This is a genomic window from Mesorhizobium sp. M1322 (assembly GCF_040318085.1).
GTDB lineage: Bacteria > Pseudomonadota > Alphaproteobacteria > Rhizobiales > Rhizobiaceae > Mesorhizobium.
In genome coordinates this window covers 22,263-44,270 of the sequence record NZ_JAMYLP010000044.1, presented here as the reverse complement: position 1 = coordinate 44,270, position 22,008 = coordinate 22,263, and the positions used below count along the sequence as shown (strand labels likewise).

Sequence of the window (22,008 nt, the reverse complement as noted above, 5' to 3'; positions counted from 1 at the left end):
GCCGAAGCCTGGGTCTTCATCGCCCACATCCGCCTGCTCACGCGTCGCCTCGCAAGACCTTGAAATTGCACCAGTCGTTTTGATTCAGACACTTATCATCAATAATTCCTTTCACTTCAACCGACGATGGGAAGTGAATGTCTCCAATTTGCAAAATCCGTAAGCGTGGAAGCATGGTGCCTTAGGTGGCTCTATTTTCTGTTTCGACCAAGCAATACCTGTACATGCTATCTTATTCCGATTTGCTTGAGCCTTTGATCAGAGCGTGGGCTTTCCCCACAGAAATCCTGTATCTTTCTGCTAGCTTCCTAACAGTCAACCCATCGAGGTTGTCCTGTCTCAGTCCTTGTTGGTCAATTTCCACCCGCGGTCTTCCAAGCGTCTTTCCTTTGGCTCTCGCTCGAGCCAGGCCTGCCAGGACGCGTTCTCTTATCATTGATCGTTCAAATTCCGCAAAGACGCCAGTCATCTGAAACATGGCTTTTCCGGCGGGGGTTGTCGTGTCGATGGCTTGCTGGTGAAGATATAGGTCTATATTTTGGCTATGCAGTTCCTCAAGTGCCGCAACAAGCCCTGTGAGGCTTCGCCCGAGGCGTGATACATCCCACGACATCAGCACATCGAACTTCGCCCTAACCGCATCCTTCAGCATTTGGTCGTAAGCCGGTCGTCTGTCCCTTCCCTTGGTGCCGCTTATCCCTTCATCCAGGTAGACGCTCACTATCTTCCAGTTTTTGGCCTGAGCCACTCTCACCAATTCAAGGCGCTGGTTCTCGGTCGTTTGTTCCTTAGTGCTTACCCTCAGATATAGAACCGCTCGCTTCACAGGTATCCCTCCTGTTCAATAAACACTCCTTTAATGAACAGCAATTTTGACTCTTTGAAGGCCATGCAAGTCAAGGGCTCCGGAAGCCTGCATCACGAAGGGTTTTTTGAACGCGGCGCCAATGCAGTCATACATCGTGCCGCCAGTCTGTGCTCTGCGACGGAAAAGTTTTCAGGAAGCTTCAACGCGAAAAGCATACATGGCACCGCCACGCGTCCCGTTCCTCCCGCGTTGTAAACTTCCTCCATAGACCTGGCAGGAGTGAGTGAGCGGACGGGGGGCGAGAGGTGACAGGCCCGGGGGTGCCTATATCGTATATGCTGCCTCCCCGAGCGCCGGTTTGGGAATTTTTGTAAACTTTCACTTTGAAGCTCGATTAAGGGTACGCTTTGAGAGCAACAAGTGGAGAGTTTACAAAGCGTCCGTTGGTTCGGCTTTGGATTGACTACCTTCGGCCCGTAGAGTGGTCCCACGGGTGTTTCGCTGGTTTGAGGGACCTTCTTCTGCCAGAATGTGCTGTTGCCGCTCTAGGACCGGTTTCTTGGAGTCTGTCACCCAATATGTTGCCTATCTGATCAACCGACCTGATTTCTGTGCCTTCTCCCTGAAATCCAGATTTGGCATGACCAAGCAGCTTCTCCCTTAAACGATAGCCTTCGTATTCAGGCATCTCCTTCTTTGCCAGAAAGAGCTTCATGCCAAGGCTATGTCGTTCGTTGACGCTCAACAATCCCTGATCGGTCAACAGGTCGTCAAAGAGGCTTGGCGAGCTTTTAAGGGATATGGTCCTGCCTCTCATTCTCTGCTGATAGGCGTCCAGCATAGTTGCGGACAGATCGTCGCCATTGCCCTCGGCCACGATGAAACTGTCATGGATCGGGAGGACAGGAATCCCTTTGTCCATCATCCTCATGATCACGTCTTCCGCAATGTCAGAATCCAGCCGTTGAAGCAGAATGCCTTCTCCAGAGCGGAAGAACTCTGCAATTGGCTTGTGCTTCGTCAGGATCGCCTCCTGAAGGTCCTTCCACGATACGCCTTCCGGTAGGGTTGACTTGAGAGGGGCCTGGATACGTCCTTGAGCGTTGATCATCGTCAGGGTGCTGGTTTTCACAAGTGGACGAAACTCCTGCCCGAAGCCATCGATATCGTACGCATCGCCTTCAAGCTGCTGTCCGATCTTTGCGTAGAGCATTGCCAACTGCATGTTGGAATAATCCATCTCCACGGTGGGCGCACCGTTGATCGTTATGAAGCGACGGTATTTCCTCGGGACGTTCTGCCACCATCCGCCATAGAAGCGTCCACCATGATCGAATCTCCCGTTGTTGAAGACACGATAGAGCCTGTTCGCGGAAACCAGATCGATAAGGGAGGACGCCGAGTTAGACTCACCGAACTCACTGTAATCTGGATCGTCTTGGTCAACTAAATCAGCCATCTCCTTATCGGAGACAAACAAATTCAAACAGGTATTTGATGATATGAATCAATTGTATCTGCCTAGGTGAGCTTCCATAGACTGAGTTTCAGCGGTATGTTCAAATTCTATGAATCCACTTTTGCTCTTTGATGAGCTTTCCCTAAGACAAATTATTGGAAGGTCTGACCTATCAAAAATCAACCTGTAATTCTCGATATATTTGTTAAGTTTAAATGCGTTCCTAGTAATGGAATGGTTATATAATATATGGTTATTATATGTATCTATTAGCTCATGTGTATGAAATAGAAGCAATTCTATGAGTAAGCCTGATGGAGAAATCTCTGTCGGATACCCAATACGTCTTCCTTTGTCAAAATTACCGCCCTGTTTATGGATCAGAGGTGGATTGGACCTACTCAGGTATCTCACAACTTTACCAACGGTTCGACTGCTTAATCGATTCGGATTGAACGTTCCCTTCGGATAGCCATCGTTGCTGAGATGAACCCGCACCCCATGGGAAGGATGCAAAACGTATGACCGAAGAAGGTTGGCCAAAATGACGCTAAGAGCCGTTTTGATGTTCTCCACGGCATCCCGCCTTCGTCGTTTCCCTCCCTTCTTGGCTATGTTCTCAGCGGTATGCGAAAGGAAAGGCGCACATAACGAAGATAGCTTCGGAGACAGCTTTAGAGAGCGATCAAGCCATGGGGAATTGTTGCTGTAGATCATGACTCAACCCAATCTGGTAGCTGAGCCAATTGGGCTTCGACCTCAGGGGAGATATTTCGAGCCTTCTCCCTGGTCGCACGAGACAGCCCTGTCCTTGACCTGCAAAAGCTCACCCCATTCCAGGCTGGCCTGCCGTCGAGACTGCCTTTTCGAACTTGAAGAATCCACTGAATCCCATCAGGGCAAACGATAACTCTCCACTTCTCATCGATGAGAAAAGCAATGTTGTAGTAGGTATCACTTCTTTCCCTGTTATCCGGGACAGATACCGGTCCTATGGCCTGATCAGGCGATTGGATGACTGATTGATAGTCGATAATTTTATTAAGCTCTATAACCTCTCTATTTCCTAAAAAAACTGCTTCTGAAATTTCGTTGCCGAACAGAGATTTTATGTTTGATAGTATATAATGAAACATTCCGGATAATTTTCCTTAAAAATTCTAAAAATAATCATTTGTTTAAATAGCCTTATTTGCCCAGCGCCTTAAGGCGACAGGTTTGATCCGACTCAATTGTCAGAAAATAAAACGCCCACCAAACGCAGGCGTACGGGTGTCGTGAAGGCAGATTCCACCTTCTACACTATAATTATATCAAAAGGATTTAACCTTGTCAATCAATAAGTTAGCTACGCGAGGGCCTGCTCCAGCTTGTTGGCTAACCGGGAAGCATCTGCATGTGCATATCGCATGAGCATCCGAACGTCTCTGTGGCCGCTGATCGATGCCACTTCGGGAACAGTCAGCCCGAGTTCAAAGAAACGACTGATCGCTTCGTGACGAAGATCGTGGAAATGCAGATCGTTTATCCCTGCTCGGCTCGTTAGCCGGTCCCACGACAGCCTCAGGGCATTTGCAGCTAGTGGGAATACAAAGGGTACGTTGTCGCGCTGTGGGACCACTCTGAGAAGCGATACGGCCTTGGGCGTCAAGGGAATGATCCGGGAACGACCATTCTTCGACTCAAGAATGATCACAAAGCGGTGACTAAGGTCCACATGCTCCCACCGCATGGCAAGAATCTCTCCTCGTCTCATTGCGGTCTCCAAAGCGAACAGGAACGGAAGGACCAGTGGGTTTCGGGTCTTCCTTGAGACTTTTATCAGCCGATCAAGTTCATGCTCTCTAAGCCGTCTGTCCCTTCTGTTATCCTGTACGGCCATCCGGAGATCAGAGAGTGGATTCTTGCCGAGAGGGATTCCCCATTCTCGTTTGGCGATGTTGAACATGTTGGAGAGAGGAGCCAGCTGGCGTGCCAAGGTCCTGGCCGAAATGCTCGTCAAGCGTCTATCCCGGTAAGTCGCAAAGTCTGCTGTTGAGAGAGCCGAGAGCTTTTTTTTACATAACGGGTCACGCAGGAATGCGTTGAGCACGACAGTTTCATCTTCCGCCCCTCGCTTCGTGACGACAACCTCATCTCGGTAGCGCTCGACCAGTTGCCCTAGCGAAATTGAATCCAGAACTTTTGCGTTGGCTGGGAGTTCGTTTCGATCTGCCTTGGCCTCCCAATGTCGAGCCCATTCGGCAGCGTCTCCCTTCTTCAGGAATGACCTTGAAATGGTGGGAAATCCCTGGCGTCGAATCTGGACCTGCCATTTGGTCCCGCGCTTTCGAATTGTAGCCATTGCGATCCGTCCGCTGTGACAGGAGTGTGACAGCAGCGAATTCGAACAGACATCGGGAAAGCGGACAGATCGATTTTCTTTTTGTTTTCAATCTGTTGGATGGTGGGCGTGACAGGGATTGAACCTGTGACCCCTGCAATGTCAATGCAGTGCTCTCCCGCTGAGCTACACGCCCATCCGAAGCCGCGCATACACCATTTTTGCCACGGCGCGTCAATAGCAGGAAAAGGGAAAGAAAGGTTCGCCTTGCCGCGCCGTTGAAGGCGCGCCGAAAGCCGGCGGCGGAAAGCGCGTCAGGCCGCCTGCAGCATCTTTTCGACCTCGTTGACGAGGTCGCGCAGATGGAACGGCTTCGACAGCACCTTGGCGTCTTTCGGCGCCTTGGAATCCGGATTGAGCGCAACGGCGGCGAAGCCGGTGATGAACATGACCTTGAGGTCGGGATCGATCTCGGTGGCGCGGCGGGCGAGTTCTATGCCGTCCATCTCCGGCATAACGATATCAGTCAAGAGCAGCGAGAAGGGCTCTTCGCGCAGCCGCTCATAGGCGCTGGCGCCATTGTCGAAATCGCTGACCTGGTAGCCGGCACGCTCCAGCGCCTTGACGAGGAACCGGCGCATGTCATCGTCGTCTTCCGCCAGTAGAATGCGTGCCATTTTATCCTGTCCGAATCACCCGCCCGAGACTGCCGTGGGCAGCCCGTTAACCATCCTGTATATGAGGAGGTGAGGGTAAACATCAAGTGAACGATAAAGGCCCGATCGGCCTTTAACAAAGCGGTCCGGACGCCGAAACGCTGGACATGGGGCCGGCGAGGTGGCACCTTTCCAATCATGATGCATTGGTGTTTCCGGATTCGTTCAAATTGAAAACGGCAGCCGAGGATTTTTCGGTCGTTCCCCCCTTCGAAATCCGGTCGGGCGCCGAACAGCGCGTCCCCTTCCTCTTCAACTCACCGCATAGCGGCCGTCACTATCCGGACCGGTTCCTGGCGATGGCAAGGCTGGATCGAAACGCCATCCGCCGCTCCGAAGATTGCTATGTCGACGAATTGTTCGGTGGCGCCGTTGCGATCGGCGCGCCGATGCTGGCGGCAAACTTCCCGCGCGCCTATCTCGACGTAAACCGGGAGCCGTGGGAACTCGATCCGCGCATGTTTGCCGAGCCCGTGCCGTCGTTCTGCAACATCCGCTCGGCGCGCGTGGCCGGCGGGCTTGGCACCGTGCCCAAGCTGGTGGGAGAAGGGCTCGACATCTATGCCGGCCGCTTGCCGCTGGCGGAAGCCGTTGCGCGTATCGAGGCTGTCTACAAGCCTTATCACGAGACGCTGAAACGGCTTTTGACCAGGACCCATGCGCGGTTCGGCTTTGCCGTGCTGATCGATTGCCACTCGATGCCGGCGAGCATCAGGGTCGGCGACAGCGGCGTCAGGCCCGACTTCATCGTCGGCGACCGTTTCGGCATGTCCGCCTCGGCAGCGTTGACCGAGACGGCGATCGGCCTGCTGATCGGCATGGGCTATACCGTCGCCCACAACAAGCCCTACGCCGGAGGCTTCATCACCGAGCACTATGGCCGCCCCGTGCGCCATCTCCATGCACTGCAGATCGAGGTGAATCGCGGGCTTTACATGAACGAGCGGACGTTCCAGAAATCCGCCGGCTTCGATGCCCTCGCCGACGATCTGGCACAATTCTCGGCCGACCTGATGGCGATGCCCGATCACGATTTTATCGATCTGCCGCTTGCAGCCGAATGATGCGCCAAAAATCGAAAATCGATTCTTACATGGGATTCTGCGTCAGATAAAGCGATATCGCGCCAGATAGGCCTCGGCCTGCGGGTCGGGGACGCGCGATCGGCTGGATGCTGGGCTGAAAAAAAGACCGCATCGTTTGCACGACACGGTCGAAGTCTAGGGAGGAAACGCCCAAGGAGGGCATGGACAGGAAAACCTGTCCAAGAACAAATCTATTGTGCGATGCACAAATGTCAAGCGGCCGACCAAGGTTTTTAATTCACGGAGATGTGGAAACTGAATTTCGAGGCCGCCAGCGTTGCATTCGAGCAACAGTTGTTGATGCGCGAGAGTTCCGCGAGCCCTTGTTTTGACGGAAAACCACAGGCAAACGATGATTCCAGCACGCTACACGCGGGAGAATCAGTTGGACATCAGCATCGATTTCATGCGGCGCATTTCGCATGCCGCCGCAGCCGAAACCTTGCCACGCTTCCGCAGCCAAGGCGCGGTCGCCAACAAGGAGCAAGGCAGCTTCGACCCGGTCACCGAGGCGGACCGCGAGGCCGAGCGGGTCATCCGGGCGCTTATATCAACGGAATATCCCGATCATGGCATCCTCGGGGAGGAGCATGGCAGCGAGAACATTTCCAGCAGGCATATCTGGGTGATCGATCCGATCGACGGCACGCGCGCCTTCATTTCAGGCCTGCCGGTGTGGGGAACGTTGGTCGGGCTGACGGTCGACGGCGATGCCGTCGCCGGCATGATGTCGCAGCCCTTCACCGGCGAGCTTTTCTACGCCAACGCTTCCGGTGCCCATTATGAAGGTCCGGGCGGGCCGCGAAGGCTGACGACACGCAAGACGACGAGCCTCGCCGAGGCGACGCTGTTCACCACCACGCCGGCACTGTTCAAGGGAGACGCACGCCTGCGCTACGACCTGTTCGAGCAGCAGGTCCAGCTCGCCCGCTACGGCACCGACTGCTATGCCTTCGCCATGGTCGCGGCGGGAAGCGTCGACATCGTCGCCGACCCCGGTTTGAAGCCCTACGATATCGTCGCGCTGATCCCGATCATCGAGAAGGCCGGCGGCGTCGTCACCACCTTCGAAGGCGGACCGGCGGAAAGGGGCGGCGACATCCTGGCTGCGGCAACGCCGGAGCTTCATGCCGCCGCGATGGCGGCGCTGCGTGGCTGAACCGGCTGGGCAGCTGGCGATTGCGGGACCAAGGTGCCCACCGGCGATGTAGCCCACGCTCCTGACAGGAAGATGTCAGCAGCTCTCTGCTATGGAGATCATGCCACGGGGAGGGATTCACATGTCGACGCAGTCAACAGCCAGCCGTTCCGAAAATGCTCCAGCAGACGGGCGGGCCGAATTCGATTTCTTCTTCGGACGCTGGAACGTCAGCCATCGAAGGTTGCGGAAGCGCCTGCAAGGCGACACGAACTGGGACGTGTTTGGCGGGACATGCGACGTGCGCTCGATCCTTGGCGGCCTCGGCAATGTCGACGACAATGTGATTGAATTGCCCGGCGGCGCCTATCGCGCCGCCACGCTTCGGACGTTCGATCCGGCGACGAGGCAATGGTCGATCTGGTGGATCGACGGCCGCAACCCGGCAACCATCGATGTTCCGATGCGCGGCACCTTCGAAGCAGGCGTCGGCACGTTCCTGTGCGAAGACGTCTTCGACGGACGCGATATCCAGGTTCGCTTCCTCTGGTCGCGGATCACTGAACAATCGGCGCGCTGGGAGCAGGCTTTTTCACCGGATTGCGGGAAGACCTGGGAGACCAACTGGACCATGGATTTCGCCCGGCAAGAATAGGCCGACGATCGAGTTGGCAGCATTTTTTCAAGCCAAGGCAGGGATTTCAATGATTTGGAGCGCTCTTTGCGCCTCCGGGAGTACGGCACTCAATCAGCCCGTGTCGTCGCTTCCCGGGATGAAGGCATCGAATGCGGCAAAGAACTGCTCGCGATAGAAGTCGGCTTCCTGCAATATTTCATGGCGTGCGCCATCGATCACCAGCAGCGAACCGAGGCGCAGACGTCTGGTGTAGGTTTCCACTGCCTTGGTCGAGACGACCTGGTCGGCGCCGGCGGCGACCACCAGCAGGGGAACCTGGATCCTGGCCATGAAGTCGGGATCGCTGATGGCCTCGGAAGCCTGCGCCGCCGCTTTCAGCCAGCGGATCGTCGGGCCGCCGAGCGCCAGTTGCGGGTAGGTTTCGTAGATCAGCGTGTTGCGCCGATACCGCTCCGGATCCGATGTCACCTTGTTGGCGGCAAAGGGTATGGTTTTCCTGGGCCGCGGACCCCAGGCGGCATAAAGCTTGCCAAGACCCAGCAGACAGAACAGCGAGCAGACGCGGCGAACGGTGGTCGTCGAGACCGGCAGGTCAGGCACGGCCAGGAATGGCGCGATCAGCACCATGCGCCGTACGCGGTTCACCATCGACGGCGCAGCAAGCAGCGCAATCACCGCCCCCGCCGAATGGGCCAATATATAATACGGTCCCCGACAGTCTGGCAGCACGATTTCCTCGAAGAACTGTTCCAGGTCGCCGGTGTAGTCGAAGAAGCTCCGGACATAGCCGCGCTCGCGGTCGCTGATCAGCCGGTCGGAACCGCCCTGGCCGCGCCAGTCGAGGGTGGCGACGCCGAAGCCGCGGTCGGCGAGGTTACGAATGGTCTCGAAATATTTTTCGATGCACTCGTTGCGGCCGGTCAGCACGACCACGGTGCCCCTCATCGGTCGGGCAACGGCCGGAAAGAGGCCGTAGCGGATCTTCTTGCCGTCGCGCGTGGTAAAGAAACCACCGGCCGCATTTTCCGGTAGCGGATTGCCCGGAATTTCGCGGAAGAGAGGAATTTCGTTGAGGAGGTCCGTCATTCGCGCTGCGTTTGTGTGTCGCTGCCTGCATGGCGCAAGCTTTGGTAGGCATAGACGCCCATGCAGCAAAAGCAAAGGAATTCCGGACGCGTTGGAAAGGCTGAACGAGGCGGCCGGCGAGTGAGGCCGAAAGCAGCTTGCGGCATGCTTCCGGCCCCCGTCGATCCGGGAGGAAGGGACGTTACACCCGGTCGGCCTCGTTGCGGCATCTCGCGCATAACCCCGAAAATCGCACCCGATTTTCGCTGTGAATCATGCGCAATCAAAGTGTTACAGCGTCCTTTGCGTGTCCGAGCGGACGCGCGACGCCGTAACCGCCGCCTGTTCCTTGATCCTGGAAGCAGTCTAGCTCTGCTTAGCTGAACGCCCGCCGAAGCCGCGGTTCATCTTCCGTTCATCGAGAAATCTTGAAATGCCGTCACGTGTTCCCCAAATGTCTGCTGCGGCCGCCAATGTCGGGGCCGCTGGCCTATCCGGAACGCCGTCACGGGTTTCGCACCGGCCATACGCAAACCTTGTTGCTCAACAGGAGAACACACTATGCGTCACGTTGATTTTTCCCCGCTCTACCGTTCGACCGTCGGTTTCGACCGGCTGTTCACCATGCTCGATTCGCTTGCGCAGCCGGAAGGTGCGCAGACCTACCCGCCCTATAACATCGAGCGCACCGGCGAGGATTCCTATCGCATCTCGATGGCGGTCGCCGGCTTCTCGGACGACGAGCTCTCGATCGAAGCTCACCGCAACGTTCTGACAGTCAAGGGTGAGCGCAAGGAAGACGGCAATGGCGAAGGCTCCGAACTGCTCTATCGCGGTATCGCCAGCAGGGCCTTTGAGCGCCGCTTCCAGCTTGCCGACCATGTTGAAGTCGTCGGCGCCTCGCTGAAGAACGGCCTGCTCTTTGTCGATCTCAAGCGCAATATTCCCGAGGAGCTGAAGCCCCGCAAAATCGCGATCACCGCGTCTTCGGCGAAGGCAAAGCAGATCGAGGCCAAGACCGCCGCGTAAGCTGCGTCACCAAGACGACCTCAGGGACGAAGGGCGGCGCCTGGCGCCGCCCTTTTTTATGGATAAGTGCCGCTATCCAGCAATTAGCTGGCCAAAGCGGTCGACCTCATCGGCCGTGGTCGCAAAGCTGGTGACGAAACGGTAGAGCGCCTCGTCCTCGCCGATACGGCCGTTGAAATGATGCGGCTTGTGCCAGTCGTAGAAGGCGGCACCCGCCAATTGCACCCGTTCAGCCTCGGCCTTTTTCATCACCGCAAACACTTCGTTCGCTTGCGGCAGCCAGGCCAGACGCGCCGACGGGGAATCCTCGATCAGCGCTGCAAGGCGTGCTGCCATGGCGTTGGCGTGCCGGGCCGTGTCGAGCCACAGCTTGTCCTTGAAATAGGCTTCGAACTGCGCAGCGACGAAGCGCGATTTCGAGAACAATTGCGCCGCGCGCTTGCGCAGGAAGGCCAGTTCCCTGGCGCGGTCGAGATCGAACAGCACGATAGCCTCGGCGCACCAGCAGCCGTTCTTGGTGCCGCCGAAAGAGAGGATGTCGACGCCGCGCTTCCAGGTCATTTCCGCCGGTGTTGTGTCGAGCGCGACCAGCGCATTGGCGAAGCGGGCGCCATCCATGTGCAGCGGCAGTTTGTGATGCTTGGCGATCGCTGAAATCCTGGCGATCTCGTTCAGCGTGTAGATGGTGCCGACCTCGGTCGACTGGGTGATCGACACCGCTATCGGGCGCCCGGAATGGACGATTTCAGGCGCGAACCGGCCCACCGCCGCTTCCAGGTTGTTCGGATCGATCTTGCCCAGCGCACCGTCGACGGCATAGAGCCGTGAGCCGCCGGTAAAGTATTCCGGCGCGCCGCATTCATCCTCAATGACATGCGATTCTCGATGGCAGAAGGAAATGCCGCCTGATTTGTTATAGGCGGTCAGCGACAGCGAATTGGCAGCGGTGCCGGTCGCCACGAAAAACACCGCGACCTCGCGCTCGAAAATTTCGTTGAAGCGCTGGTAGACGGACTGGTCGAGGGCGCCGTCGCCATAGGCGGTGGAAAAGCCGCCGGCATGGGCCGATAGCCCCGCGGCGATGCTGGGATGGGCGCCGGCCCAATTGTCGGAAGCGAAGTTCATGCGTTTGCCTGTGCTGGGAAAATCGACGCGATTTTGGCCGCTTTCGCCTGCCGCTCGCAAGTGCCAAGCGCCGGAAATGCGATAAAGTCAGCGGGAAGCTGGGATGCAGCGGACGACCGAAGGTTGCGTTTCGCCGCGGCCGCGCGTAATTTTCAGTCTCTAGATGCCAAGATTGTTGTGGATCGGTCTTGTGTGCATTCATAATTTCTGTCATAAAAATTTAGGACAGTAGTGCTGTCTTATTTTGTCGCACAAAACAGGCTGGATTGGCGTATCATTGAGCCTCTCCGGCCGTTGCCGCGAGCGACAGGTAGACAGCCTGGCTCTGGCCTGTACGATTGCCGGATGCGAACCAGGCCCGCCTGGTTCGGCAAGAATTTCGCAAGACGTGCCGCAAGGATGAGAGGGAAGCTCATGCGCTTCCCAACGGAAACCAGCGCCCTAAGGGCTGGGAATGGAGGATAGGACGATGACGGAAATGACGCCATCTGCGACGAACGGCCCGGCCGCGCAGACGAAAGCGCCAGCCGTCAAAAATCGGTCCATCGCCACTGGCCTGACCAATATCGGGCGAACCCATACCGGCTTCGCCGCCCAAGGCCTTTACGACCCCCGCAACGAGCACGATGCCTGCGGCGTCGGCTTCATCGTCAACATGAAGGGCGTGAAGTCGCATCAGATCGTCAAGGACGGCCTTGCGGTGCTCGAAAACCTGACGCATCGCGGCGCCGTCGGCGGCGACCCGCTGATGGGCGACGGCGCCGGCGTGCTGGTGCAGCTTCCCGATCGCTTCTTCCGCGAGGAGATGGCCAGCCAGGGCGTCGAACTGCCCAAGCCCGGCCACTACGCCGTCGGCCATATGTTCATGCCGCGCGATCCTGAGCTTCAGGCGCATATCGAAGGCATCATCGCCGAGGTGGCGCAGCTCGAAGGCCAGCCGCTGCTCGGCTTTCGCGATGTGCCGGTCGACAATTCGTTGCTGTCAAAGGCGCCTGATATCGCTGCTTCCGAACCGGTCCAGCGGCAGGTGTTTCTGGGTCGTGGCGCCGAAATCGAGAGCGACGACGATTACGAGCGGCGGCTCTACATCCTGCGCAAGGTCATTTCAGGTCGTATCCATGAAGAAACCAAGGGCGTCGACAATGGCTTCTACGTCGTGTCGATGTCATCGCGGACCATCGTCTACAAGGGCATGTTCCTGGCCTATCAGGTCGGCGCCTATTACAAGGACCTGACCGATCCGCGTTTCGAGACGGCGCTGATCCTCGTCCACCAGCGTTTTTCGACCAACACCTTCCCGTCGTGGAAGCTGGCGCATCCCTATCGCATGGTCGCCCACAATGGCGAAATCAACACGCTGCGCGGCAACGTCAACTGGATGGCGGCGCGGCAGGCCTCGGTCGATTCCGAACTGTTCGGCAACGACATCTCCAAGCTGTGGCCGATCTCCTATGAGGGGCAGTCGGACACCGCCTGCTTCGACAATGCGCTCGAATTCCTGACGCAAGGCGGCTACTCGCTCGCCCATGCGATGATGATGCTGATCCCGGAAGCCTGGGCCGGCAACAAGCTGATGGATCAAGATCGCAAGGCCTTTTACGAATATCACGCGGCCCTGATGGAGCCGTGGGACGGGCCGGCGGCAGTGGCCTTCACCGACGGCCGCCAGATCGGCGCTACACTCGACCGCAACGGCCTGCGGCCGGCGCGCTACATCGTCACCGACGACGATCGCGTCATCATGGCCTCGGAAGCCGGCGTGCTGCCGGTGCCGGAGGAAAGGATCGTCAAGAAGTGGCGGCTGCAGCCCGGCCGCATGCTGCTGATCGACCTGGACAAGGGCCGCATTGTTTCCGATGAGGAGATCAAGTCGGAGATCGCGACCAGGCATCCCTACAAGAGCTGGCTCGCCAACACCCAGCTCATCCTCGAAGACCTGAATCCGGTCGAGCCACGCGCATTGCGCAGGGACGTCAGCCTGCTCGATCGCCAGCAGGCGTTCGGCTACACCCAGGAAGACACCAAGCTGTTGATGTCGCCAATGGCAACCACCGGCCAGGAAGCGGTCGGCTCGATGGGCACCGACACGCCGATTTCGGCGATGTCGGACAGATCGAAGCTGCTCTACACCTATTTCAAGCAGAACTTCGCCCAAGTCACCAACCCGCCGATCGACCCGATCCGCGAGGAACTGGTGATGAGCCTGGTGTCCTTCATCGGGCCGAGGCCGAACATCTTCGACCTCGTCGGCAATTCGCGCCGCAAGCGGCTCGAAGTGCGCCAGCCGATCCTGACCAATGGCGATCTGGAGAAGATTCGCTCCATCGGCCATACCGAGGACCGTTTCGATACCAAGACGATTGACATCACCTATGCTTCGAACGAAAGCGCGGCCGGCATGCAGGGCGCCATCGACCGGCTGTGCGAGCGCGCCGAGGCGGCGGTCGCCGGCGGCTACAACATCATCATCCTATCCGACCGTCAGCTCGGGCCGGACCGCATCGCCATTCCGGCATTGCTGGCGACGGCGGCGGTCCACCATCATCTGATCCGCAAGGGCTTGCGCACGTCGGTGGGGCTCGTTGTCGAGTCCGGCGAACCGCGCGAGGTGCATCATTTCTGCTGCCTTGCCGGCTACGGCGCCGAGGCGATCAATCCCTATCTCGCCTTCGACACGCTGCTCGACATGCACAAGCGCGGCGAGCTGCCGGCCGAGGTCGACGCTTATGAGGTCGTCTCCCGCTATATCAAGTCGATCGGCAAGGGCATCCTCAAGGTGATGTCTAAGATGGGCATCTCGACCTATCAGTCCTATTGCGGCGCGCAGATCTTCGACGCGATCGGGCTGAAGACCGATTTCGTGCAGAAGTATTTCACCGGCACCGCGACGCTGATCGAAGGCGTCGGGCTGGAGGAGATCGCGGCCGAGACGGTCAGCCGCCACGCCGACGGCTTCGGCAACGACCCGGTGCTGCGCAACAGCCTCGAGGTCGGCGGCGAATACATGTTCCGCATGCGCGGTGAAGCGCATATCTGGTCGCCCGATGCGGTGGCCACACTGCAGCACGCCGTGCGCCAGGGGTCGTGGGAGACGTTCAAGGACTATTCCGCTCAGATCGACAGCGAGACGGCGCGGGCGCAGAGCATTCGCGGCCTGTTCAAGATCAGGCTCGCCGAAGAAACCGGGCGCAAGAAGGTCGCGCTCGACAAGGTTATGTCGGCGGCCGATATCGTCAAGCGGTTCTCAACCGGAGCGATGTCTTTCGGCTCGATTTCCAGGGAAGCGCATACCACGCTGGCGCGCGCCATGAACGCCATCGGCGGCAAGTCGAACACCGGCGAGGGCGGCGAAGAGGCCGACCGCTACCTGCCGCTGCCGGGCGGCGGCAAGAACCCCGAGCGTTCGGCGATCAAGCAGGTCGCTTCCGGGCGGTTCGGCGTGACGGCGGAATATCTGGTGAATTCCGATGTGATGCAGATCAAGGTCGCGCAAGGCGCAAAGCCGGGCGAGGGCGGTCAGCTGCCTGGCCACAAGGTCGATGCCACCATCGCCAAGGTCAGGCATTCGACGCCCGGCGTCGGCCTGATCTCGCCGCCGCCGCATCACGACATCTACTCGATCGAGGATCTGGCGCAGCTGATCTACGATCTCAAGAACGTCAATCCGGCGGCCGATGTCTCGGTCAAGCTGGTCTCCGAAGTCGGCGTCGGTACGGTTGCGGCCGGCGTTGCCAAGGCGCGTGCCGATCATATCACCATATCGGGCTATGACGGCGGCACCGGTGCATCGCCGCTGACCTCGCTCAAGCACGCCGGCAGCCCGTGGGAAATGGGCCTTGCCGAGACGCACCAGACGCTGGTGCTCAACGGCCTCAGGTCGCGCGTGGCGTTGCAGGTCGATGGCGGCCTGCGCACCGGCCGCGACGTCGTCATCGGTGCATTGCTTGGCGCCGACGAATTCGGCTTCTCGACCGCGCCGCTGATCGCGGCCGGCTGCATCATGATGCGCAAGTGCCATCTCAACACCTGCCCGGTCGGCGTCGCGACGCAGGATCCGGTGTTGCGCAAGCGCTTCAAAGGCACACCGGAACACGTCATCAACTTCTTCTTCTATGTGGCGGAAGAGGTGCGGGCGCTGCTCGCCGAGATGGGCTACACCCATCTCGACCAGATCATCGGCGACACCGACCTCTTGGAGAAGCGGGCGCTGATCCAGCACTGGAAGGCGCGCGGGCTCGATTTCAGCAAGATGTTCTTCAAGCCGGATGCCCCGCATGAGGCAGTGCACTGGACCGAGCGGCAGAAGCATCCCATCGACGATGTGCTCGACCGCAAGCTGATCGAGTTGGCCAAGCCGGCGCTGGAAGCCAGGCAGCCGGTCAGCATCGAGCTGCCTATCCGCAATGTCGACCGTTCGACCGGCGCCATGCTGTCTGGCGAAGTGGCAAAGCGCTTCAAGCACAAGGGCCTGCGCGAGGACACGATCTCGGTTAAGCTCACCGGCACCGCCGGCCAATCCTTCGGCGCCTTCCTGGCGCGTGGGGTTTCCTTCGAGCTGGTCGGAGCGGCCAATGACTATGTCGGCAAGGGCCTCTCGGGTGGACGCATCGTCATCCGCCCGCCGGAGAACACCAAGATCGTCGCCGCCGAGTCGATCATCGTTGGCAACACTGTGCTCTACGGCGCGACTGAGGGCGAGGCCTATTTCTGCGGCGTCGCCGGCGAGCGTTTTGCGGTTCGCAATTCGGGCGTGGCCGCCGTCGTCGAAGGCGTTGGTGACCACGGCTGCGAGTACATGACCGGCGGCATTGTCGCCGTCATCGGTCAGACCGGCCGCAACTTCGCCGCCGGCATGTCGGGCGGCGTCGCCTATGTTCTCGACGAGGAAGGTGATTTCGCCGAGCGCTGCAACATGGCGATGGTCGAACTGGAACCGGTTCCCGAAGAAGACGACCTGATGGAGAAACTACTCCATCATGGCGGCGACCTCGACCACAAAGGCCGCGTCGACGTGTCCGGCGACATGACCAGCCATGACGAGGAGCGGCTCTATCAGCTGATCTCGAACCACGTCCATTACACGGGTTCGGTGCGAGGCCGCGAGATCCTCGACAACTGGACGACTTTCCGGCCGAAGTTCCGCAAGATCATGCCGGTCGAATACCGCCGCGCGCTGATCGAAATGGAGCGCATGCGCATGGGCGTGGCGGCGGAATAGGCTTTGGGAGTTGCCGGGAGCCAGGCTTCCCGGTCGACGCCTTCATCAACAATCCTGGCCTCGGACTGAAGGTTGCCATGGCTGCCTTATGAGGTTAACGGGTGCGTCGTCGAGCGCGCCATCTGGACAGCAGGGACTGGACTATGGGCAAGGTAACAGGGTTTCTCGAGATCGACCGGCAGGTGCACAAGTACCAGCCGGCTTCCGACCGCATTAGGCATTTTCGCGAGTTCACGCTGCCGATGTCGGACAAGGAGGTCGAGAAACAGGCCGCGCGCTGTATGGATTGCGGCATTCCGTACTGCCACGGGCCGACCGGCTGCCCGGTCCACAACCAGATCCCGGACTGGAACGACCTCGTCTACAATGGAGACTGGGACAATGCGATCCGCAACCTGCATTCGACCAACAATTTCCCGGAATTCACCGGTCGCATCTGTCCGGCGCCTTGCGAGGAAGCCTGCACACTGAACCTCGAGGACATTCCGGTCGCCATCAAGACGATCGAGCAGGCGATCGCCGACAAGGCCTATGAAACCGGTCATATCCGGCCCTATCCGCCGGAAAGGAAGACCGGCAAGCGCGTGGCCGTCATTGGCTCGGGACCGGCCGGCATGGCCGCCGCCCAGCAGCTTGGCCGCGCCGGCCACGACGTTCACGTCTATGAGCGCGAGAGCCGGCCGGGTGGGCTGATGCGCTATGGCATCCCCGACTTCAAGATCGAGAAGCACTATATCGACCGGCGCATCGAGCAGATGCAGGGCGAGGGCGTCAGCTTCCATTGCGGCGTCAATGTCGGCGTCGACAAGCCAGTGGCGGAGCTGCTCGCCGAATTCGATGCGGTGCTCTATTGCGGCGGTTCGGAAACACCGCGCCCGGCCAACATTCCCGGCGACGATCTCGACGGCGTGCATGACGCGATGCCCTATCTGGTGCAGCAGAACAAGCGCATCGGCGGCGAGCCGATCCAGTCGGTGGCGTGGCCCTCCCCGCCGATCGTCGCTGGCGGCCAGCATGTCGTCGTCGTCGGCGGCGGGGACACCGCATCCGACTGCGTCGGTACCGCCTTCCGCCAGGGCGCCGTGCGCGTCACCCAACTCGACATCCGGCCGCAGCCGCCTGAAAAGGAAGACAAGCTTTCGGTCTGGCCCTACTGGGCGACGAAGATGCGCACCTCGTCCTCGCAGGCCGAAGGCGCCGAGCGCGAATTCCAGGTGGCGACGCTCGAATTCATCGGCGAGGACGGCGCGCTGACCGGCGTCAAATGCTGCGAGGTCGATGAAAAGCGCAAGCCGATCGCCGGCACGGAATTCGTCATCCGAGCGGATCTCGCCTTCATCGCCATCGGCTTTGCCGGGCCGGCCGCCGTCGGACCGGTATCGGAGCTGGTTGGCCAGATGAAGATCGCCATCGACAGCCGCCGTTCGAACAACGTCGAGGCCAATGACCGCGACTACAAGACCAGCGTCGAAAAGCTCTATGCGGCGGGCGATGTGCGCCGCGGTCAATCGCTGGTCGTCTGGGCGATCCGTGAAGGCCGGCAGGCAGCCCGCTCGATCGACGAGGCGCTGATGGGATCGAGCGTGCTGCCGCGCTGAGGCTGTCTCGAGACCCTACTGCGCGGCCCTCTGAAGACGTTTTCTGCTCTTCCCCCGGGGCAGGTTTACGGAGTGATCGCCGTGGTCGTTTCGGTTGTGGCCGCCGCAGGCTGTCCCCTGGGCGGCCAGGAAAAATCGTCGGCGCGGCCGGGTGAAGCAGCTGATGCCTTGCTCTCGACGACGAGTTTTTCGCCGGGGCCGTCCGCCTTTGCCGGCGCTGCGGCGCCGAGAAGTTCCGAACCGCCGTCGAGTGCCGGATCGTTGAGCAGCATCGGCACGGTGCGATCGACGGCCATGGGTGCCGGTGCCGGCGCCTCGACCGGGGCGCCCGCTGGCGCATAAGTTGCCGGTGTGCCCGTCGGCGCGGTCATTCCAAGGATCTTCAGCAAGGGTTTTTCGGCATAGAAGGCGAGCTTGCGTTTGCCGGCTTTCGCCACATAGATGCCGTCGTCGGTGCGCAGGCGCACCGGCTGGCCGTTGACATCAGGCCCGCTGGTGACAAAGGCGCCGTCCTCGTCGACGAACCCGTCCCAGATGTCGACGAATTCGCCGCCATGGCTTTCGGCCGTCGAGCGGTAAATGTCGTTGAAAGCCAGCATGTCGGAGGTCATCTTCGGCGCCTTGAATGCCGGCATGCCGACCCACAGATACGGCACCTTGGCCGATGCGATGGCCTTGCCGAACGCTTCGGTCCGGCGTTCGTATTCCTTGGTCCAGGCCTCGGATCGCGGCTGTTCGCGTTCACCGTTCACGCGCATTTGCTGCCGATCGTTGGAGCCCAGCATGACGATTACGGCCGCGGGCTTTTCGGTCTCGATCAGCGACTTGATCTGTTCGGGCCAGTTGTAGAAATCGTCACGCACGAAACCGGACGAACCGTTGCTGCGAACGACGATTCTGATCTTGGTGTTTTCGGCAAAGGCGGTATCCAGACCTTCGGCGAGGCCGCTCGCCATGAAATCGCCGACCACCAGAACGGTGCGGGCGTCCGGCGCCTTCTCGACAATTAGGGTTGCCGGCTCAGCCGGCCGGCGCGGCGCGGCGCGGGGCTTCCTTGCTTTTGACTTGCGTGGCCCGGCTCTCTGGATCTGTCGCGGTGGTTCCATCCACTCGGTTCGGCCCACCCGCTCGCTTCGGCGCAAAAACAACAAGTCGCGCAGCGACCAGCCACGCCTTTGTTCTTCCTGCGCCACGGCCGGCGTGTGAAAGACGGCGGCAGTGCTGACGGCCAGAACGGCAATAGCCAGAATCAGGATCGGCACGCGACGAAGGGTCACACGGATACGCGCAGCCGAAACCAATTACCCTCTCCATCCCTTAAGAGCGCCGGACCCTCAACCGTGCCGCCGCTCTGTCTTTTTTTGAGCATCGGAAACCGGTTTGGGTCCGATGCTCCAGGTCTAGTTCTGCCTGAGCCATTTGAGCACTTCCATGCTCGGATGTCCGTCCTGGGTCAAGCCAGCCTTTGCCTGGAGGGCCATGATGGCGGCTTTCGATCCCTCGCCGATCTTGCCGTCGAACTTGCCGTCATAGTAGCCGTACTGGGAAAGCCGCTGCTGAAGCTCTTGCCTCTCCTCGAAGGAGAGCTTCGTGAAAGGCCGTTTCCAGTCCTGCACAAGCCCACCATAGCCGGCGATTCCGTCGGCAAGAAGGCCAACGGCAACCGCGTATTTGTCGGCATTGTTGTAGCGCTTGATGACCGAAAAATTCTTGATCATCAGGAAAGCCGGGCCGCCGCGGCCGCCTGGCACCTTCAGCGTGGCCTTATCCGCACTGTTCTTGAACGGCTTGCCGTTGACACGCGTGACACCCAGCGCTTGCCATTGCGACAGCGATTTCGAACCGGCTGGGAACTTCTTGCCGTCGGGAAGGCTGACTTCATAGCCCCAGGTCTTGCCGGCCTGCCAGCCGTTCTTCCTGAGCAGATTGGCGGCCGTTGCCAATGCATCGGGAATAGAATTCCAGATGTCGCGCTTGCCATCGCCGTCCATATCGACCGCATAGGCCTGATAGCTGGTGGGAATGAATTGGGTATGTCCCATGGCGCCGGCCCATGAGCCGCTGAGGTGGCTTTTGTCGATGTCGCCCCTTTGCAGGATCTTCAGCGCCGCGATCAACTGGGTGCGGGCAAATTTCGACCGTCTCGGGTCGGCATAGCCCAGCGTTGCCAGCGAACGCACGACATTGCGCATGACCTCGTCGCGCTTGAGAATTTCGCCATAGTTCGATTCCATCGACCAGATGGCCAGCAGGATATGACGGTCGACGCCGTATTTTGCCTCGATCCTGTCCAGCCACGGCTTCCACTTCCTGGCCATCTGCCGGCCAACAGCAACCGACTGGTCATGGACGCGGTTGTCGAAATAGTCCCAGGCGGGCGCGGTGAATTCGGGTTGATAACGCGCTTTTTCCAGCACGACCGGGTCGGCATCGCTTATGCCCTCGAACGCTCGGTCGTAGACGGCGCCGGAAACGCCGCTCCGCACCGCGGTGGCGCGGAAACTCGCCACCCATTGCCGGAAACCGGCGTCGGCAAAAGCCGATCCGGTGGGCATCAGCAAGGCAAGCGACAGGCTGGCGGCCGCAACGATGCTTATGAAGCGCTTTGCGGCGTTGCGAACGGACATCTTTTCCTCCTTCTTCATCACAGGAAGATCATTCATCGCCGAACCCGGTTAGCATTTAGTTTACCATAGGTGCCGTTGGGAACGAAAAGGCGGGTTGATGCTTTAGGGACTACAAATTTTTTCTGACCAGCCGTTCCATAATCCTCGATTCCGGCACGAAAATGTCTTGAAGCGGGATTGCCGAACAGGCTTAGAAGCGGATAATTGACAGCATGAAGAGAGTTCGCAAGGCAGTTTTCCCGGTCGCCGGTCTCGGCACGCGTTTTCTCCCGGCCACCAAAGCCATACCCAAGGAAATGCTGACGGTCGTCGACAGGCCGGTCATCCAGTATGTGGTCGACGAGGCCCGCGAAGCCGGCATCGAGCATTTCATCTTCGTGACCGGCCGCAACAAGGCGGTCATTGAGGACCATTTCGACGTCCAGTTCGAACTCTATGACACGCTCGCCCAGCGCGGTAAGGACGACGAGCTCGCCCGTCTGCAGCGGCTGCAACCCTCGCCTGGGCAGACCAGCTTCACGCGCCAGCAGGTGCCGCTCGGCCTTGGCCATGCCGTCTGGTGCGCCCGCGAGCTCGTCGGCGACGAGCCCTTCGCGCTGCTTTTGCCTGACATGATCATGCAGTCGGAAAAAAGCTGCATGAAGGAGATGGTCGAGCTTTATGCCGAGACCGGCAACAACATCGTCGCGGTTCAGGAATGCGACCCCGCCGAGGCCCATAAGTACGGCATCGTCGGCCGTGGCGAGGATACACATCACGGTTTCCGCATCACCGGCATGGTGGAAAAGCCGAAGACCGGCACGGCACCCTCCAATCTCTACATCAACGGGCGCTACATCCTGCAGCCGGAGATATTTGCGATTCTCGAGGGCCAGGAGAAGGGCGCCGGCAACGAGATCCAACTCACCGATGCGATGCTGAAGCTGGAGAAGCAACAGCCCTTCTATGGCTGCCACTACCAGGGGCGCACCTTCGATTGCGGATCGCCGGAAGGCTTTGTCGAGGCCAATGTCGCCTTCGCGCTGTGGCGCAGCGACATAAACGGACGCATGGCGGGCGTTATCCGCCAGCTTCTCGACGAGATGAAACCGTCAGAGCAGCGGGGCGCGGCGTTCTAGGTATGTCGCCCAAAAGCATGCCCCCGGGCTTGAACCGAGGGTGCGCAGCGGTTTTGGGATAA

General features: G+C 59.4%; 16 protein-coding genes and 1 tRNA gene. 7 read left to right on the top strand and 10 right to left on the bottom strand.

The window, feature by feature from the left end:
- Positions 1-232 precede the first annotated feature (232 nt).
- The 6 genes from NKH12_RS17520 to cpdR all read right to left on the bottom strand — a co-directional run bounded on the left by NKH12_RS17520 (position 233) and on the right by cpdR (position 5,267).
- The gene (locus tag NKH12_RS17520) at positions 233-826 is read right to left on the bottom strand and encodes a recombinase family protein (protein WP_352954281.1); all 594 of its coding nucleotides are present in this window, start codon (positions 824-826) and stop codon (positions 233-235) included.
- A 445-nt stretch (positions 827-1,271) separates the two neighbouring features.
- The gene (locus tag NKH12_RS17515) at positions 1,272-2,267 is read right to left on the bottom strand and encodes a hypothetical protein (protein ID WP_352954280.1); all 996 of its coding nucleotides are present in this window, start codon (positions 2,265-2,267) and stop codon (positions 1,272-1,274) included.
- 713 nt (positions 2,268-2,980) lie between these two features.
- Positions 2,981-3,403 (bottom strand): hypothetical protein, encoded by a 423-nt coding sequence (locus NKH12_RS17510; RefSeq protein ID WP_352954279.1) that lies wholly within the window; start codon positions 3,401-3,403, stop codon positions 2,981-2,983.
- A 212-nt stretch (positions 3,404-3,615) separates the two neighbouring features.
- Complete coding sequence (locus NKH12_RS17505) at positions 3,616-4,611, bottom strand: tyrosine-type recombinase/integrase (RefSeq protein ID WP_352954278.1); 996 nt, start codon at positions 4,609-4,611, stop codon at positions 3,616-3,618.
- A 100-nt stretch (positions 4,612-4,711) separates the two neighbouring features.
- A tRNA-Val gene (locus NKH12_RS17500) sits at positions 4,712-4,786 on the bottom strand.
- Between the two features lie 118 nt (positions 4,787-4,904).
- A complete protein-coding gene (cpdR, locus tag NKH12_RS17495; RefSeq protein WP_006199474.1) occupies positions 4,905-5,267 on the bottom strand; it encodes a cell cycle two-component system response regulator CpdR in 363 nt (120 codons plus the stop codon).
- Between the two features lie 146 nt (positions 5,268-5,413).
- Here cpdR and NKH12_RS17490 point away from each other — a divergent pair, with 146 nt between their 5' ends.
- The 3 genes from NKH12_RS17490 to NKH12_RS17480 all read left to right on the top strand — a co-directional run bounded on the left by NKH12_RS17490 (position 5,414) and on the right by NKH12_RS17480 (position 8,184).
- Positions 5,414-6,370 carry an N-formylglutamate amidohydrolase gene (locus NKH12_RS17490; RefSeq protein WP_352954277.1) on the top strand — a complete coding sequence of 319 codons (957 nt, stop codon included), beginning with the start codon at positions 5,414-5,416 and terminating at the stop codon, positions 6,368-6,370.
- Between the two features lie 406 nt (positions 6,371-6,776).
- Positions 6,777-7,550 (top strand): histidinol-phosphatase, encoded by a 774-nt coding sequence (gene hisN / locus NKH12_RS17485; protein ID WP_352954276.1) that lies wholly within the window; start codon positions 6,777-6,779, stop codon positions 7,548-7,550.
- Positions 7,551-7,671: 121 nt separating this feature from the next.
- On the top strand, positions 7,672-8,184 hold the full coding sequence (locus NKH12_RS17480; protein WP_352954275.1) for a DUF1579 family protein: 513 nt from the start codon (positions 7,672-7,674) through the stop codon (positions 8,182-8,184).
- Between the two features lie 93 nt (positions 8,185-8,277).
- On the opposite strand, the gene NKH12_RS17475 is transcribed toward NKH12_RS17480, so the two are convergent.
- On the bottom strand, positions 8,278-9,252 hold the full coding sequence (locus NKH12_RS17475; RefSeq protein WP_352954274.1) for an alpha/beta fold hydrolase: 975 nt from the start codon (positions 9,250-9,252) through the stop codon (positions 8,278-8,280).
- 540 nt (positions 9,253-9,792) lie between these two features.
- Here NKH12_RS17475 and NKH12_RS17470 point away from each other — a divergent pair.
- On the top strand, positions 9,793-10,260 hold the full coding sequence (locus NKH12_RS17470) for an Hsp20 family protein (protein WP_352954273.1): 468 nt from the start codon (positions 9,793-9,795) through the stop codon (positions 10,258-10,260).
- A gap of 72 nt (positions 10,261-10,332) precedes the next feature.
- On the opposite strand, the gene NKH12_RS17465 is transcribed toward NKH12_RS17470, so the two are convergent.
- Positions 10,333-11,385: a threonine aldolase family protein gene (locus tag NKH12_RS17465; RefSeq protein ID WP_352954272.1), complete on the bottom strand. Its 1,053-nt coding sequence runs from the start codon at positions 11,383-11,385 to the stop codon at positions 10,333-10,335.
- 469 nt (positions 11,386-11,854) lie between these two features.
- Here NKH12_RS17465 and gltB point away from each other — a divergent pair, with 469 nt between their 5' ends.
- Positions 11,855-16,603, top strand: coding sequence for a glutamate synthase large subunit (gene gltB / locus NKH12_RS17460; protein ID WP_352954271.1), 4,749 nt, complete (start codon positions 11,855-11,857; stop codon positions 16,601-16,603).
- Between the two features lie 143 nt (positions 16,604-16,746).
- Positions 16,747-18,201 carry a glutamate synthase subunit beta gene (locus tag NKH12_RS17455; protein WP_352954270.1) on the top strand — a complete coding sequence of 485 codons (1,455 nt, stop codon included), beginning with the start codon at positions 16,747-16,749 and terminating at the stop codon, positions 18,199-18,201.
- 65 nt (positions 18,202-18,266) lie between these two features.
- Here the strand turns inward: NKH12_RS17455 and NKH12_RS17450 are convergent, their stop codons facing one another.
- Both NKH12_RS17450 and NKH12_RS17445 read right to left on the bottom strand, forming a co-directional pair.
- A complete protein-coding gene (locus NKH12_RS17450) occupies positions 18,267-19,502 on the bottom strand; it encodes an SGNH/GDSL hydrolase family protein (protein ID WP_352954269.1) in 1,236 nt (411 codons plus the stop codon).
- Between the two features lie 99 nt (positions 19,503-19,601).
- Positions 19,602-20,828, bottom strand: a complete 1,227-nt coding sequence (locus NKH12_RS17445; RefSeq protein ID WP_352954268.1) for a lytic murein transglycosylase — start codon at positions 20,826-20,828, stop codon at positions 19,602-19,604.
- A gap of 212 nt (positions 20,829-21,040) precedes the next feature.
- Here NKH12_RS17445 and galU point away from each other — a divergent pair, with 212 nt between their 5' ends.
- Positions 21,041-21,946, top strand: a complete 906-nt coding sequence (galU, locus tag NKH12_RS17440) for a UTP--glucose-1-phosphate uridylyltransferase GalU (RefSeq protein ID WP_502910808.1) — start codon at positions 21,041-21,043, stop codon at positions 21,944-21,946.
- Positions 21,947-22,008 lie beyond the last annotated feature (62 nt).